This window comes from Achromobacter deleyi (assembly GCF_902859705.1).
Taxonomy (GTDB): Bacteria; Pseudomonadota; Gammaproteobacteria; order Burkholderiales; family Burkholderiaceae_B; genus Achromobacter; species Achromobacter deleyi.
Map to the genome: position 1 here is coordinate 39,284 of NZ_CADIJO010000016.1, position 14,559 is coordinate 53,842.

Sequence of the window (14,559 nt, forward strand, 5' to 3'; positions counted from 1 at the left end):
GCTTACAGGATGCCGGTGGCTTCGGTGAGCAGCCAGATGCCGATCACGAGCAGCACGGCGCCGATGGCGACCGTGAGGCCGAATTGGCCCCACGTCTTGCGGCCGGTGTGGATCTCCGCGTAGGTGCCGTAGGCGTGGTAGCAGACGCCGATGAACATCGACGCCACCACCAGCAGGGCCACGAGCATGATGATGTCGTAGCCGTAGTTGCGGATGGTCTCCATGATGCCGTTGCCGGTGCCGCGCGTCGGGTTCTCCAACTGCGGCAGACCTTGCGCGAACGACAGTGCGGGCAGCGCGGCGGCGCCCAGGGCCACGGCGGCGCGCTGGGCAAAACGGGAAGTGAGGTTGCGGTTGTGCATGGTCGGGCCTTTCATGTCAGGACAGGAGGAAGAAACTCAGGACGAGGTACATCGCGACGAAGCGGATGCAGACGCCGAGGAACTGGCGCTGGTTGAGGCGGCTCTCGGACCACCCCACATAGGCCGTTCGGATGGCCCAGACGCCCCACACGAGCAGGACCGCGAACACGACGCCGACCAGGACGGTCGCCATCGCGGAAGGCGCGATACCGCTGTTGGCTTGAAATGCCGAGACCTGGGCGCCGTTCATTGCTCGCCCTCCGCAGTCGTCTTCGGCGATGGCGAAGCGGCCCGCTCGGTGCGGTAGTCGCCGGCCAGTTCGGAGGGGTCGCGCGGCTGAGCGCGTGATGGCGTCAGGTGGAACTGGATGCCGGCGCGCACGCGCGCCAGGTCAGCCAGCAGCCGTGGGTAATCGAAGTGGTAGCGCTCGCCCGGCTGGATGGGGGCATGCGCGGCGCTGTCCGCGACGGTGCGTTCCAGCGCGTCGAGCTGGCGCAGCGCGGCGACCAACTCCTGGCGCTGCGCCGGGGACTCGGCCAATGCCATCGGGGACTGGCCCAGCACGAGGGCCGTCACGAAAAAAGTGGGCACGCCGCGATGCGCGGCGCGCAGCCAGATCGAAGCCACCATCGCGCCATTCCTGTGTGATCAGCAATGGGTTGATCGTGGAGATCAGGGCTGTTTCAGGCCGCAAACAATAGGAACTGGCGGACGACCGGATTGGGCATGCTGCGAGCGAACCTACAAAAGCACGGGTCGCGCTTCGATTATTGCGTTTTTCGAGTATTTCGAATATGATCGGCTCTGCAACCGTTTTCGCTTAGGAGCTACCCATGACCACCGCCACTGCCCAATCCAAGATGACCCTTCCCGCCGCGGGAGAGGTGAAGGCAGCCGTCCAGGGTCAACGTGCCTTGGCGGCTTACCTCGCAACCCAGTTCGAGACGCAGCACATCCAGATCTTTGATGACCACAAACAGGCTCATCAGGTGGAACTGCCTACCTCGGCTTTACGCCTGCTGGTCGACATCCTGGCCGAGTTGGCCGATGGCAATGCAGTAAAGGTGGTGCCCGTCCATGCAGAGCTGACGACCCAAGAGGCGGCGGACTTGCTCAACGTGTCCCGTCCCCATTTCGTCAAGCTGCTCGAAGATGGGGTGTTGGCATTTCATCGCACCGGCAAGCACCGCAGGGTGAGGTTCGCCGATCTGATGCAGTACAAGGAAGCGCGCGAGCGCGCCAGTGAGCAGGCGATGGCCGAACTCGCTCAGCAGTCGCAAGAGTTGGGAATGGGATACGAATGAGGCATTCCCCATTCACCGCCGTCTACGACGCGTGCGTTCTATATCCCGCGCCACTGCGGGATTTCCTGATGTGGCTCGGCCTGTCTGGCCGCTTCCGGGCGCGGTGGAGCCAAGCCATTCATGAGGAGTGGAAACGCAACCTGTTGATCAACCGCCCCGATCTCACCCGGGTTCAGGTCGACAGGACGTCGGATCTCATGGACCGGGCAATTCCGGACGGCTTGGTGGAGGGCTACGAAGCGCTCGTGGCAGGCCTGACATTGCCCGATCCGGACGACCGGCACGTCCTGGCTGCGGCGATTCGCTGCGGTGCGAGCGTGATTGTGACGTTCAACGAACGGGATTTCCCGAACGATCTGCTGGCTCCGTACGGCATCGAATCGCAGCACCCCGATGAGTTTGTGGACAACCTACTGGATCTGGACGCGGCCGCCGTGGTGTCGGCTGCGCAGCGCCAGCGTGCCCAACTCAAGCATCCGCCGATCGAGGTGGACCGCTATCTCGAAATCCTGCTGCGCCAGGGCCTTGTGCAAACGACCAAGGTGCTGGCGACCTATCGCACCATTCTCTGACCCGCCGAGAGCCACGGATGACCAAGAATCCTTCATCAGACGCCACTTTGCCGAAAGGCATCCATCGAAGCTGGAAGCTGCCGGACACGTCGCTGGGCGCCCTGTGGGATTCCATCGTCATGGACGAAGCTCTCAAGAAGCAGTTGCTGTCACAGGCGATCGTCAACTTCACGGTGCGCCCCAAGGTGGAGCGCACGGTACTCCCCCTGCACGGCGTGATCTTGTTGGTCGGCCCGCCGGGGACTGGGAAGACCTCCTTGGCACGGGGCTTGGCGCATCGTGTGGCCGAATCTTTTTCTTCTGCGAAGTTTCGATTGCTGGAAGTAGAGCCTCACACGCTGACGAGCTCTGCAATGGGAAAGACTCAACGCGCCGTGGCAGACCTGTTCTCGCAATCGATCGCAGAATCCGCAGCGGCGGGCCCGACGATCGTCCTTCTGGACGAGGTCGAAACGCTTGCGGCTGATCGAGCCAAGCTCAGCCTGGAAGCCAACCCGGTTGATGTGCACCGGGCCACCGACGCGGTGTTGGTGCAGTTGGACATGTTGGCCGAACGCAACCCGCATCTGCTGTTCGTGGCCACCAGCAACTTCCCACAGGCCGTCGACAGTGCCTTCCTATCTCGTTGCGACATGGTGATGGAGGTGCCACTGCCCGGCAAGGATGCCTGCAAGCAGATCCTGGTGGACTGCCTGAATGGCCTGGCAAAGACATTTCCGGGGATTGGCAAGCTTTCCTCGGCTCACCAGTTCGACGCGTGCGCTGGCGAGTGCGTCGGATTGGATGGTCGGGCCATTCGCAAGGTCGTAGCCAACGCCCTCGCGGCCGACCCGCAAGTGGCTATCGATCCGAACAAGCTTTCCGTAGAGCACCTGCGCAGTGCGATACGACAGGCAACGCAAATGCGCCTTCAAGGAGGGAAGCAAAAATGACCACCGTTGTCAGCCGGACGTTTCGCAGCTCGCCGCACCGCGATGCGTTGCAGACGTGGGATGCCATTGTCGAACTGCTCACTCAGGGCAAGGACGGCACGGCTCGCTCTGAACTCAGGGCCGTGGCGGGCGTGGCCGCCAGCTTGATCGCCGACCAGGCACCCAAGAGCGCGCCCATCGTTGCGACATGCGATGGACCACGGACCAGGATCTACTGCCTCTTCGACGAAGACGCGATCGATGGTGATGATGCCAACGAAGAAGTCTTGGGGTTCGAGCCGTTGAAGGGAGACTGGGGAGTCTCGCTGCCGTGTCCGAAGGAGCAGCTCGGCTGGGTGCAAACCGCGCTCAAAAAGCACAGTTCTCGCATCATTGCACGGGACTTGAGCCAAGGAATTGCCACGCAGGCGCAGGCCGATGCTGGACAAGCGCTGTCGCTCGACCTCGGAGGTTTCCTCAAGTCATGAGCACCGTCGCCACCTACTCGTACACGCACTCGGTTACCTATGTGACCGACAACATCCTCAAGAGCTTGAAAGACATCATCCTGCTCAGTGGGCTGGACCCCGAGCACTTCGCGGATCGCTGGGAGAGCAATACCCGAGCCATCAAGACGTGGCTCGGGACCGGTGATCTGCGCAAGGTGATTCTGGAGATCTACAACCCGGCAACCGACAAACTCGTGACCCGATGGGATATCGACATCGTGTATGGGTGGTCCGATGGCGACGGCAGCTTCTGGACAGATACCGAGCAGTTGAAGTACGCGATCAAGAAAGCTGGGCTGCTGCCATCGCAGGCCAAGTACAAGTTAATGCTCGATACAAAGCCAGGGCGGCCTGATGTGGAGGGGTGGAGCAAAGGAAGTTATCGCTCGACGGATGGAATGGTCAAGCAGAGCCTAGGCTCGACTGTCGAACACAGCGGCCTGGCGGGTCAGGCCGGATATTGGAGGCAACGCTGATGCTGTCGATCGATGAAGCTTTTCGCAAGTTCAAGTCGCGTCTGGAACTCAACGAACGCGAACAGAAGAATGCCTCGCAACGCCAGAACGAAGTGCGGGACTACCTGCAGACCAAGTTCGGCATTGCGCGCAGCTTCCTGACCGGGTCCTATGCTCGATACACGAAGACGAAGCCGCTCAAGGATATCGACATCTTCTTCGTGCTGAAGGACTCGGAGAAGCATTACCACGGCAAGGCCGCATCGGTAGTGCTGGATGATTTCCACTCTGCATTGGTGGAGAAATACGGTTCGGCGGCCGTGCGCAAACAGGCGCGCTCGATCAACGTGGATTTCGGTGTTCACATCGACGCGGAGGACAACACGGACTACCGGGTGGTCAGCGTGGATGCGGTGCCCGCATTCGACACCGGCGACCAGTATGAGATCCCCGATACGGCGTCCGGAAAGTGGATCAAGACGGACCCGGAGATCCATAAGGACAAGGCGACCGCAGCGCACCAAGCCTATGGCAATGAGTGGAAAGGTCTCGTGCGCATGGTGAAGTACTGGAACAACAATCCCAAGCACGGCGATCAGAAGCCGGTGAAGCCCTCGTTCCTGATCGAGGTAATGGCCCTTGAGTGTCTTTACGGCGGCTGGGGAGGATCGTTCGATCGCGAGATCCAGTCGTTCTTTGCCACGCTTGCCGATCGTGTTCATGACGAGTGGCCGGATCCCGCCGGACTTGGCCCGGCGATCAGCAACGATATGGATGCCGCGCGCAAGCAGCGCGCGCAGCAGCTGCTGTTCCAGGCGAGCCAGGACGCAAGCATCGCCATCGACCACGCGCGTCGTGGTCGCAATATCGAAGCGCTTCGCGCCTGGCGCGCACTGTTTGGCCCCAAGTTCCCACTGTCCTGATTCCATCGGCTTCCATACACGTCCCATCGAGGTACAGCATGTCCCAGTGGTCGCTTTCCCAGCTCCTGTCGTCCCTGCATGAAGACATCCAGCAGCGCTTGTCCGTAGTACGCAAGACCTTCGGTCACCCGGGTACGAAGGGGGATGCGAGCGAGAACGTCTGGATCGACATGCTGGATACCTATCTGCCCAAACGGTACCAGGCGGCGAAGGCGCATGTGGTGGACAGCCTGGGGAACTTCAGCCAGCAGATCGATGTGGTGGTGTTTGATCGGCAATATTCGCCTTTTATCTTCACCTACGAGAACGAGACGATCATTCCAGCCGAAAGCGTGTACGCCGTGTTCGAGGCCAAGCAGACGGCTGACGCGGGGCTTGTGGCCTATGCCCAGGAGAAGGTCGCCAGTGTGCGCAGGCTGCACCGCACGAGCCTGCCGATCCCGCACGCTGGCGGGACCTACCCAGCGAAGCCGTTGATTCCGATTCTGGGTGGCTTGCTCACCTTCGAGAGCGAATGGAGTCCTGCATTGGGCCCATCCATGGACAAGGCGCTGAACGCAAACCTCACCGAGGGGCGTCTGGACATCGGATGCGTTGCCGCCCACGGGCACTTTTTCTATGACCAAGCCAGCGGCGCGTACAGCTACACCAACGAAAACAAGCCGGCGACCGCGTTTCTTTTCAAGCTGATCGCGCAGCTTCAGTTCAGTGGAACGGTCCCCATGATCGATGTGGAGGCTTACGGTCAGTGGTTGACCAAGTGAGGGGTCGCTGTGGCAAGCATACGTTCGGAGTACCACCGGTTCCTGGCGCACTTGACGCAGCGGCACGTGCACGACGACGTGCGCCGGCTGGCGCACCTGGTGCTCGATCACCTGCAGCCACTGGCCGAGGTCGGTGCTGCACGCCGGGGGCGCTCCACGCGCTTGGCGCCGCTGGCCATCGCGCATCTGGCGCAGATGCCTGTCGCCTACGACGGGGACGCGCGCGGCCCCGAAAACGGGCCGGCGCTCGGGCGACTGCACCAGCTCGAAGTCGGGCCGTTTCGAGGATTCATGCGGCAGGAGACGTTCGACCTCAGCCATGACATCACCTTGGTCTACGGTGCCAACGGCACCGGCAAGAGCAGCTTCTGCGAAGCCTTGGAAGTGGCGATGCTCGGTTCGATCAGCGAAGCGCAGGCCAAGCGGGTCGACCAGCGGACGTACTGCAACAACGCTCGCCTGCGCCGCCACATCGCGCCAGTCCTGTCGTCTACGGCGGCGGGCGAGGCGCAGGCCGTCCAGCCCGACGAAGCTGAGTATCGCTTCTGCTTCATCGAGAAGAACCGCCTCGACGATTTCGCCCGAATCGCCGCGCGGACCCCGAGCGATCAGCGCCAGCTCATCGCCACCCTGTTCGGCGTGGACCAGTTCAGCGAGTTCGTGCGCGGCTTCAACCCCTCGCTCGATCAGGACCTGATGCTTGCCGGCGTGCAGGCGGCGCAGCTGGCGCAGCGTCGCCTGCAGTTGGCGAACTCCGAACAGACCATCGCCGCCTACCCGCAGAAGATCGCAGCGGTCGAGGGCCTGGAACAAGCTTTGGCGCAGCGCATGTCACCTGGCGCGACCTATCAAACCTGCGTGGACTGGCTGCTGGGTACGCCGCAGCAGCAAGGACGGCTACCGTATGTCCAGGCTCAGCTGGACGCCAACCCGCCTGCCATTCACGAGGTGACCCAGGCCCGCCTGCAAGCGTTGCTGGCAGAGGCCTACCGCGTCCAGGGACTGTGGCAAGCGTCTTCCGCGCAACTCGCGGCCCGCGCCGGCGAGGTGTCGTACGCGAAGCTCTACGAGGCCGTGCAAGCGTTGGCGGACGGGGCGACCGCGTGTCCGGCATGTGGAACCGAACTGGCCGCCGTGGCGCAGGACCCGTTCGCCAGGGCGCGAATGGGCCTGGAGCAGCTCGCGCAACTGGCCGTCCTGCAGCAGCAGGAGGCCGGGCATCGGACGCAGTTGAGCGAGGCGGTCCGAGCGCTGTGTGACGAAATGCGCCGCGTGGTGGCGGCGGCTGGGGTCGCTTGTCCTGCCGAATCGCAGGCCGCGGGCCTGCCACTGCTGCCTCCCACGTCGGCGGGCAATTGGCTCGGCGGCGGGGTGAATGGGGACCAGCGCGCCTGGCAAGCCCTCTTACGGATCGCACAGATCATCGAAGGCTTCGACGCGCAGGCGCGCGACGTGAATGCCCAGCGCGGCGCGATGGCCCAGGAGCGGGACCGCCTGCAACAGCATCAGCTGGAGATCGAACGGCTGCGGACCATGCGCACGACTGCGGATCAGGAGCTGGCGGCCGCCCGCCAAACCGTGGCCCAATTCGACGACGCGAACCGCGGCCTGATCCAGGCGGCCACGGACGAAATGCCGGTGGTGGTGCACCATCAGCGGGTCAAGGCCGCCTACGACGGCTTCCTGCCCGAGATTCAGGCATACCTGACCGCTCTGCCGGGGGTTCTGCTACAGGGGCTGGGAGACCAAGCCCGCCATCTCTACAACGCATTCAACCGGGCCGATCCGCCCGGCGATCTGCTGCACGCGCTGTGGTTGCCCGTGGCCGAGAACGGCAAGATCGAGGTGGAGTTCGCCGGCGAGCCGGGCGCGCGCTACGACGCGTTGATCGTCTTCAGCGAAGGGCACATCAAATGCCTGGGCCTGGCGATTCTGCTTGCCAAGAACCTCGCGCAGGGCTGCCCCGTGGTCATATTCGATGACGTCGTCAACGCGATCGACGACGACCATCGCGATGGCATCTGGCGTACCTTCTTCGAGGACGGTTTGCTCCACGGCAAGCAGGTTATCCTCACCTCGCACGCAGAGGAGTTCCTGCACCGCATCCAGCAGGAGTTGGGCGTGCGCCGCGCCGCGGCCATTAAGCGCTACAAGTTTCTCCCGCATCAGGGAGAGCACGAACTGCGGGTCGACAGCGACCCGCCAGCGAAGAACTATGTTCTTCTGGCCCAGCAGGCGTTGGCGGCTGACGAGAAACGCGAGGCACTGCGTCAGGCCCGGCCGGCGCTGGAGAGTCTGACGGACCGCCTGTGGACGTGGCTGGGTCGGCGGGCGGACGGCCGGATCGACATCAAGCTGAGCGGGCCCCGCGCGCCTTGGGAGCTGAACAATAAATGCACCAAGTTGCGGTCGGCCGTCGAGCGTATCGCGGCGCAACATGCGGGTGCGCCGGATGCCGTAGGGGCGTTGGTCCGGCTGCTCAATGTCAGCGGTACGAGTATTGAATGGGGTTACCTCAATAGCGGTGTGCACGACGCTCAGCGCGATCATGAGTTTGATCGGGCGACGGTAAGAACGGTCGTCGAGGCGGTTACGGCGTTGGATGCTGCTCTTGATACCCTGCAGAACCGATGAACGGCACACGGCTTTGCAGAGCCGTGCCGCCCGTGTCACCTCATAAGTACTTCTTGAAGCTGCCTGCGGTCAGGCTGACTGCCATCCCCAGCAACGCCGCGCTGGGCAGCAGGATGACCAGAGGATGCACCGATATGGGCAGAGCGAGATAGGTGACCCAAGGCAGCACGGCCAACGGCATCAGGCTGGCCTTCGCGCGGTGGTAGATGAAGCCGGATTCGCGGCCCGCGCCGAACCGGCGCACATCCCGTCGCACCAGGCCGTCAATCAGGCCGACGAATGCCGCCGTGAGGATCAGCGGCAGCGTGAGCACCAGGACCAGCAGGCGCACCAGGAAGGTGAGCGTCGTGAAGGCCGCAGCGATCAGGTAGCTTTCGGCCCAGACATAGACTTGGCTGATGTAGTAGCGGAAGTTGCGGCTCTGCCCGTGGCTGGGCGCGCGGACGCGCTCGGCGGTCTGGCTCATGCGCTCCAGCAACCCCGAGCGCACGAACACCCACTCGTACCCGGTATCCACCAACTCGTGCGCCGTGCGCCCGGGCTCCTGTACCACCACGCTGCGCGTGAAGTGGTTGGACAGGTGCCCGAGTTCGTACCGCAGCATCTGCTGGGAGTGGCGCCAGCCCTGGTCCTTCCAGAACAGGTGCATGCCGGCGCACTCCACCACGATCGAGAACAGCAGCGAGCCAATGAGCACCCCGAGCAGCCGGAACGGTAAGGTGATGGTGCCGACGATCAAGCCTTGGCGATGGTTCTGCTCCCGCTGCGCGGTCGAGGCGGCATCCTTCATGGCACGGCCTCGTTGCCCGCGCCATCGTCGGCGCCGGTGGCCACCGCGCCGGGCTCGGCCGCAGCGGCATCGTCCAGCAGGTCGTCGGGCAAGGCCGCATCCTGCAAGGCCGACGAGCTGGTGAACTCCCACCACTGCGTGGCCTCGCTGTAGCTCTGGCGCATGTACCCGGCCAGTTGCTGCAGGTCCGCCGGCATCACTTCATCCGGGTCCGGCGCCGGCAGCGGCATACGCACCTTCCAGAGCTGGCCGCCCTGCAGCAGCGCGAAGCACTGGCCCTTGGGCAGGCCGACGACGTGTGACGGCTCGATCATCGGCACGCTGGCCATGCTGATGCGGTCCTGGGTGTTCGACGTGAAATCCGTCGCGCCGCGGATGTCTGAGCTGTCCGTCGCGCCCGAGACGATGGTGGTTGTATAGACCTCGACCTTCGGCAACTGCCTCGTCAGCAGTTCCGCGGTGGCCGTCTCGCGCACGCGCAACATGAATAAATTGTTGAAATTCCCGATCACTTGGCCGGCCTTCGCGCGATTTCCGATGCGGGCCTCGATGTCCGAGAGCGTCTGCGTGTACGCCGTGACTTGCAGGCCGGCACCGCCGCCCTTGTTGATGAGCGGGATGAATTCATCGCCCATCAGTTCATTGAATTCGTCCGCGTGCACGTTGATCGGCACGCGAGCGCCAGCCACTGCGCCGGGCAGGCCATCGTCGATTCCGTGCTTGTAGATGTGTCCGGCCACCGAAACCAGGTCAGAGAACATCGAATTGCCGACCGCTGCGGCGACCTCGGCGTCAGACAACGCATCCAGACCCACATAGACGATGGCCCGCTTTCGGATGACCTGCATCCAGTCGAAGATCGGGCGCGGGTCGGCCAGGTCGGAGTAGTTCGGCGCCAGGAGCTGGGCGATCTTGCCGCTCGTGAGCTTTTCCAGCAGCGGCAGCAGCGATGCAACGATCTTGTCGAAGTAGGTCTTGTCGTAGCGCACCGCCGAGCGCAGGCCATCGAGCACAGGGTCGTAGTTGCGCGCCTGGGAGAGGTATTGCTCCAGCGCCACCACACGCTTCTCGCGCCCGATCATGTTCCTTGGGATGTTCTTCTCGTTGAGCTTGGCCTCGATCTGGACGATCACCTCCCAGGCCTTGGGCTCCGTCTTGGCAAAGTAGTGCTGGGCGTACTCAATGAACAGCGCGTCGATGTTGATGACGTGGCGCTGGATCAGCATGTAGTCCGGGCGCTGCCCCAGTTCCACCAGGGCGCGGGCGATGATGTTCACGAAGCGCCATGCGAACTCGCGGAACGCCGCGCTGTTGCCTTCGCCGGAGAGCTGCCCCGCGATGCGTGTCGCCACTTCCGAGATCCGACCGAAGCGGCCCACGGCGTTGTAGCGGGCGCTGATTTCCGGCCAGCCCAAGTGGAAGATGTAGAACTCGCCTTCGCGGCCAGCGCGCTGGGCTTCGACGTACATCCGTTTCAAGAGATCGGCATCCCCCTTGGGGTCGATGACGATGACGACCTCATGCTCGCCGGCAGCATTCCTGCGACGGATGTCCTGCGTGACGAACAACTCGGCCAGGCGCGTCTTGCCCACCCGCGTGGTGCCCAGCACCAGCGAGTGCCCGACGCGCTCGCCCAGCGGCAGGCTGACGTCCACTTCGTCGGGCTCGATGCCGTGCAGCCTTGGCAGGCCGCCGACAGGCGGCAACGGGCGCACGGGGTTGAAAGGCGCGTCCCAGCCGGTGAGCTTCGGCAGGCGCGAGAGCGGCAATGGCGCGAACTCCAGCCGTTCCTCCAGGCGCCTGGTCAGCCGGTAGGCCGGCGTCGGCTCGACGTAGCGGCGGAACTCGGGCCGGTACGTCTGCATCAGCCGATGCGTGTGCTTCTGCTCCCAGAGAAAGCCGCGCCCCACGAATAGGCGCTGCTGGCTGACCGGCACGTCCTTGCTGGTCATCACGTAACGCGGCAGACGGCGGATGTTGCGCCGGTAGCGCAGGATGATGCGGGCATCGCGGTAGCGGATCGCGCCGTAGGCGCCGAACGCCAAGGCGCTGCCGATGCCCATGGCCGGGCTCAGCGCGAGCGACCATGGGGCCACCAGGCACAGAAACGCGGCGCCTGCACACGCCGCGACGGTGTATAGCTCCACCGCTGGGCGTAGCAGAACCTCGACCGGCTGTTTGCCCGACATGGCTTCATTGCTCGATGCCGGTGGCCGTGATCAGCGCCGGGTAGTGCCGCAGGCCCAGGCGATCGGCCAGGTCGTCGCCGGCCACGGGCGCGAGCGGCACGCCCGGCACCAGGGCGCGCAGCCGCGCCAGGCCCTGCGCGGTCTCGACGTTGACGACCAGGCCGACCGCGCCACGTTCGCGCAAAGCGGCGGCGCGGCGCTGCAACCAGGCCCGGGAAGCCTCGTCGTCGCCGATGACCACGAACGGCCGCAGGCCGGGCGCTTCGATCACCCGTCGCGCGACGGTGCCGGGCGTGAGCTTGGCGCTGCGCACCGGCAGCATCGCGGCTTCGTCCGCCCGTGTGGCAGGAACCTGGGGCGTCGGGATGGACGGCCGCGCCGGTGCGTTGGCGCGCGGCTGGAGATTCAGGGCTTCGTAGTACGGCAATGCCGACGTGCCGCCACGGTCCTCGACAACGATCAGTGGCTCGCCGGCACGCGAGGCCAGCGGCAGGCCTGACAGCAGCATGAGTAGGCCCGTGAACGCGAGATGGGCGGGATGGGGTTTCGTCATGGGGAGGTCTCCTGGCGCGCCGCGAGGACCGCGGCGGCTGGTCGCGTGCCCTGCACGCGGGCAAGGTGGCGCGACACGCTGCGCCGATAGCGGGCGGCGGGCTCGCCGCCTGCGGGGCGGTGGTAGCGGCCGATCGCCAGCAGCCAGTCCTCGCCGGGGGTGTGCTGCTCCTTCAGGATCTCGGCGGCAACGGCCAGGTTGCGATACGGATCCAGCAGGTCGCACGCGCCGGTAAAGCGGTGCTTGTGGTAGCCGAGGTTGATCTGGCCCAGGCCCGCATCAATGCGCGTGTGCGGCGTGGCGCGCATCGCCTGCTGCAGGCCAGCGCAGGCGTCGGCGCGCGTGGCGAAGCGGCGCGACTGGCCGGCGACGTTGAGGGACCACGGCCACGGCACCAGGCGCCCGTTGCGCCGGATGCCGCTCTCCTGCAAGGCCACGGCGTAGAGCACGGTCGAGGGGATGCCTGCGCGCTGGGCGGCAAGCTGGTAAGCCGGTGGCGGAACCTCCTGGGCCAGGGCGGCAACGGCATACAGGCCGGCAGTGAGCACCAGTGCGCGCAGGGGCATGGCTACGGCTGGCGCTGCCATTGGCCGTTCACTTCGCGCACGGCGGCGGGCAGATCGCCGGGCAGGCCCAGTGACAGCCAGCGGCCGCCGTCGTGGTTGAGCGTGATGCTGCCGGCGCGCACGCGCGCCGGGTCGATCTGCGCGCGCTTGGCCCAGTCGCGGATGCGCGCGTCATCCTGGCGGCTGCCCACCATGTACAGGTCGAACTCCGCGCCCGAGGATTGCAGGCGCTGCACGAGCTGTCCGCAGGCTGCGCAGCCGTCCTTGACGAACACCGCCATGCGGCCGCTGCCGCGCAAGGGACTGCTGGATGGGCCGGCGCCCGGCTTGTCGTCGGGCAGGTTCACGCGCTGCATCCCCGGATTCAGGCGCTGCCAGGCCTCGTCGTAGGCGCGCTGGTAGGCGAGCAGCTTCTCGACGCGGCGCGCTTCCACCTGCACCTGCAGTTCCGCATAGCGGCGCCGTTCTTCGTCCGTGCGAGCTTCGATGCCCAGGGCGGACAGCGGGTCCAGGTTGGGCGAGTAGATACCCAGCGGCCCATCCATCAGCTCGCGGTAGCGTGCCCATTCTTGTGGCTGCAAGCCCCATTCGGTTGCCACCCGGTCGTCCAGCACGCGGGCGGCCAGCGGGCGCTCCTGGCTCTGTGCGTTGCGCGCCGAGGTCGTTGCGGGCTGCTGCGCCCAGGCGGGCCATTGCGACGACGCCACCAGGACCGCGAAAAGGAGGATCGACGGCTTCATGGGGTGCTCCGGTCAGGGAATCGCCACGCGGCGGGTCTGGTTGCCGGCCTGGAACACTGCGGTGTTGCCCTCGATCGCCTGCAGGCGCCACGGGCCGACCGCATCCCCGGGCAGCAGCACCTGAAGTTGGGCGGGCGTGAAGTCCCCGATGCTCGGCGCGACGGACACGCTGCGCTGGCCGGCGCGCAGTTCGGCGCCGACGACGCGGAATGGCAGCGGCGGCAGCTCGGTCTTGGAGGCGGCGGACGTGCGCGATGCGCGCCGCTGGGCGGGTGCGGTGGCACGCGCGGCGGCTTGGCGCGCCTTGATCTGCTCGACCTCCGCGCGCAGCGCCTGGAGGTCGTCGGCCGCTGCGTAGCCACTGAGAGATTTCTCGACCTGGGCCGCGCGTGCTTCCAGAATCTGGCGGGTGTCTTTGAGGTCAGCGTCCGTCGCGACGGCCGGGCGCTGCTGGATGGCCTCGATCGTCTCGGCCAAGCCAGTTGCCTGCGCTTCCAGGCGTTGCAGGCGGGAATCCAGCCGCTCCTGGTCGGCCTGGTCGCTGAGGGCCTGGTAGCCCAGGGCCGCCAAGACGCTGAGGAAGATCAACCAGAGCCACATCAGGCTCTGCACCACCACGGCGGCGGTCGATCGCTGGGCAGGTTGCGGGGCGTTCATGGCTGGCCTCCCGAAACCATGGGTGCCAGCGGGAACGTCTGCACCGCCTCGGTGGCGGGTGGCTCGGATGGGGACTCGGCGACCGCGCGATCGCCGGGCCGCTCGAAGCAGATTTGCCGTGCGCGGTCATCCGCGTGCAGTTCCCAGGCCGGGCCAGCCAGCGTGAGCAGCGCATCGCGCAAGGTCATGGGGCCGAGGTGCAGGTGTACCGCCGGCAACGGCAGCGCGTACAGCTCGATCACGGCATGCGCGGTCTGGCACAGGCCATAGCCGCTGCGTTTGAGCACGTGCCGAAGCCCATCCCCGACCGTGGCGCGGGCATCCTCGGGCATGGACACGTCGATGGTCTGCAACAACAGGTCGCGCTGCGCCGCCATGGGTGCCAGTTCGACCAGTGTGTAGCGGGCGTAGCGCACGACCGGGATGTACTCGGAAGCCTCGGGTTCAGGCGCGGCCAAGACTTCCGCGATGGTGTCGGGCGCGACCGGCGCAGTCGTCGTCGCGCAGCCACCGGCCAGCACCGACCACAGCAGGCCGAGAAATCCCGCCAGAAGGCGGCGTTCGGGATAGTGAAACCACGGTGGAGAGGGGCACATAGCTCGGCGTCCTGAAACATCCAGCCCTCACCAT

At 65.3% G+C, this 14,559-nt stretch carries 18 protein-coding genes; 8 read left to right on the top strand and 10 right to left on the bottom strand.

The annotated features are described in order from the left end of the window. Positions 1-2 precede the first annotated feature (2 nt). Genes HV798_RS21220 through HV798_RS21230 form a run of 3 tightly spaced genes read right to left on the bottom strand, consistent with a single transcriptional unit; the run spans position 3 to position 992 of the window. A complete protein-coding gene (locus HV798_RS21220) occupies positions 3-362 on the bottom strand; it encodes a TIGR03745 family integrating conjugative element membrane protein (protein ID WP_003090173.1) in 360 nt (119 codons plus the stop codon). Between the two features lie 16 nt (positions 363-378). Then, positions 379-612 (bottom strand): TIGR03758 family integrating conjugative element protein, encoded by a 234-nt coding sequence (locus tag HV798_RS21225; RefSeq protein ID WP_003050225.1) that lies wholly within the window; start codon positions 610-612, stop codon positions 379-381. Then, positions 609-992, bottom strand: a complete 384-nt coding sequence (locus HV798_RS21230) for an integrative conjugative element protein, RAQPRD family (protein WP_003120001.1) — start codon at positions 990-992, stop codon at positions 609-611. Before HV798_RS21230 ends, HV798_RS21225 begins: the two co-directional genes overlap by 4 nt. Positions 993-1,195: 203 nt before the next feature. Between HV798_RS21230 and HV798_RS21235 the strand changes: the two genes are divergently transcribed. The 8 genes from HV798_RS21235 to HV798_RS21270 are packed head-to-tail and all read left to right on the top strand — an operon-like array spanning position 1,196 to position 8,434. Beyond that, positions 1,196-1,666, top strand: coding sequence for a helix-turn-helix domain-containing protein (locus tag HV798_RS21235; RefSeq protein WP_003050245.1), 471 nt, complete (start codon positions 1,196-1,198; stop codon positions 1,664-1,666). Beyond that, positions 1,663-2,238, top strand: a complete 576-nt coding sequence (locus HV798_RS21240) for a PIN domain-containing protein (RefSeq protein WP_003109777.1) — start codon at positions 1,663-1,665, stop codon at positions 2,236-2,238. The genes HV798_RS21235 and HV798_RS21240 overlap by 4 nt, the downstream gene beginning before the upstream one ends. A gap of 17 nt (positions 2,239-2,255) precedes the next feature. Continuing rightward, positions 2,256-3,170 carry a CBASS system CD-NTase-associated protein Cap6 gene (cap6, locus tag HV798_RS21245; protein ID WP_003105629.1) on the top strand — a complete coding sequence of 305 codons (915 nt, stop codon included), beginning with the start codon at positions 2,256-2,258 and terminating at the stop codon, positions 3,168-3,170. Beyond that, entirely contained in the window at positions 3,167-3,637 is a 471-nt protein-coding gene (gene cap8 / locus HV798_RS21250; protein WP_003105626.1) for a type III CBASS phage resistance system CD-NTase-associated protein Cap8, read from the top strand. Before cap6 ends, cap8 begins: the two co-directional genes overlap by 4 nt. Beyond that, the gene (gene cap7 / locus HV798_RS21255) at positions 3,634-4,134 is read left to right on the top strand and encodes a type III CBASS phage resistance system CD-NTase-associated protein Cap7 (protein WP_003090159.1); all 501 of its coding nucleotides are present in this window, start codon (positions 3,634-3,636) and stop codon (positions 4,132-4,134) included. Before cap8 ends, cap7 begins: the two co-directional genes overlap by 4 nt. After that, the gene (locus tag HV798_RS21260; protein ID WP_003105624.1) at positions 4,134-5,036 is read left to right on the top strand and encodes a CBASS oligonucleotide cyclase; all 903 of its coding nucleotides are present in this window, start codon (positions 4,134-4,136) and stop codon (positions 5,034-5,036) included. The genes cap7 and HV798_RS21260 overlap by 1 nt, the downstream gene beginning before the upstream one ends. Before the next feature lie 38 nt (positions 5,037-5,074). Beyond that, complete coding sequence (gene nucC, locus HV798_RS21265; protein WP_003050273.1) at positions 5,075-5,800, top strand: CBASS effector endonuclease NucC; 726 nt, start codon at positions 5,075-5,077, stop codon at positions 5,798-5,800. 9 nt (positions 5,801-5,809) lie between these two features. Next, positions 5,810-8,434, top strand: coding sequence for an AAA family ATPase (locus HV798_RS21270; RefSeq protein ID WP_003116812.1), 2,625 nt, complete (start codon positions 5,810-5,812; stop codon positions 8,432-8,434). Between the two features lie 40 nt (positions 8,435-8,474). Here the strand turns inward: HV798_RS21270 and HV798_RS21275 are convergent, their stop codons facing one another. The 7 genes from HV798_RS21275 to pilL2 are packed head-to-tail and all read right to left on the bottom strand — an operon-like array spanning position 8,475 to position 14,525. Further along, positions 8,475-9,224 (bottom strand): TIGR03747 family integrating conjugative element membrane protein, encoded by a 750-nt coding sequence (locus HV798_RS21275; RefSeq protein ID WP_003109778.1) that lies wholly within the window; start codon positions 9,222-9,224, stop codon positions 8,475-8,477. Continuing rightward, positions 9,221-11,413 carry a type IV conjugative transfer system coupling protein TraD gene (traD, locus tag HV798_RS21280; protein WP_003116813.1) on the bottom strand — a complete coding sequence of 731 codons (2,193 nt, stop codon included), beginning with the start codon at positions 11,411-11,413 and terminating at the stop codon, positions 9,221-9,223. The genes HV798_RS21275 and traD overlap by 4 nt, the downstream gene beginning before the upstream one ends. A gap of 4 nt (positions 11,414-11,417) precedes the next feature. Next, positions 11,418-11,966 (bottom strand): integrating conjugative element protein, encoded by a 549-nt coding sequence (locus HV798_RS21285; RefSeq protein ID WP_003109779.1) that lies wholly within the window; start codon positions 11,964-11,966, stop codon positions 11,418-11,420. Continuing rightward, positions 11,963-12,553: a transglycosylase SLT domain-containing protein gene (locus tag HV798_RS21290; protein WP_003109780.1), complete on the bottom strand. Its 591-nt coding sequence runs from the start codon at positions 12,551-12,553 to the stop codon at positions 11,963-11,965. The genes HV798_RS21285 and HV798_RS21290 overlap by 4 nt, the downstream gene beginning before the upstream one ends. Beyond that, on the bottom strand, positions 12,535-13,272 hold the full coding sequence (locus HV798_RS21295; protein ID WP_003098886.1) for a TIGR03759 family integrating conjugative element protein: 738 nt from the start codon (positions 13,270-13,272) through the stop codon (positions 12,535-12,537). Before HV798_RS21295 ends, HV798_RS21290 begins: the two co-directional genes overlap by 19 nt. Positions 13,273-13,284: 12 nt before the next feature. Then, positions 13,285-13,929: a hypothetical protein gene (locus tag HV798_RS21300; protein WP_003098888.1), complete on the bottom strand. Its 645-nt coding sequence runs from the start codon at positions 13,927-13,929 to the stop codon at positions 13,285-13,287. Further along, positions 13,926-14,525, bottom strand: coding sequence for a PFGI-1 class ICE element type IV pilus protein PilL2 (gene pilL2, locus HV798_RS21305; RefSeq protein WP_003098890.1), 600 nt, complete (start codon positions 14,523-14,525; stop codon positions 13,926-13,928). The genes HV798_RS21300 and pilL2 overlap by 4 nt, the downstream gene beginning before the upstream one ends. Positions 14,526-14,559 lie beyond the last annotated feature (34 nt).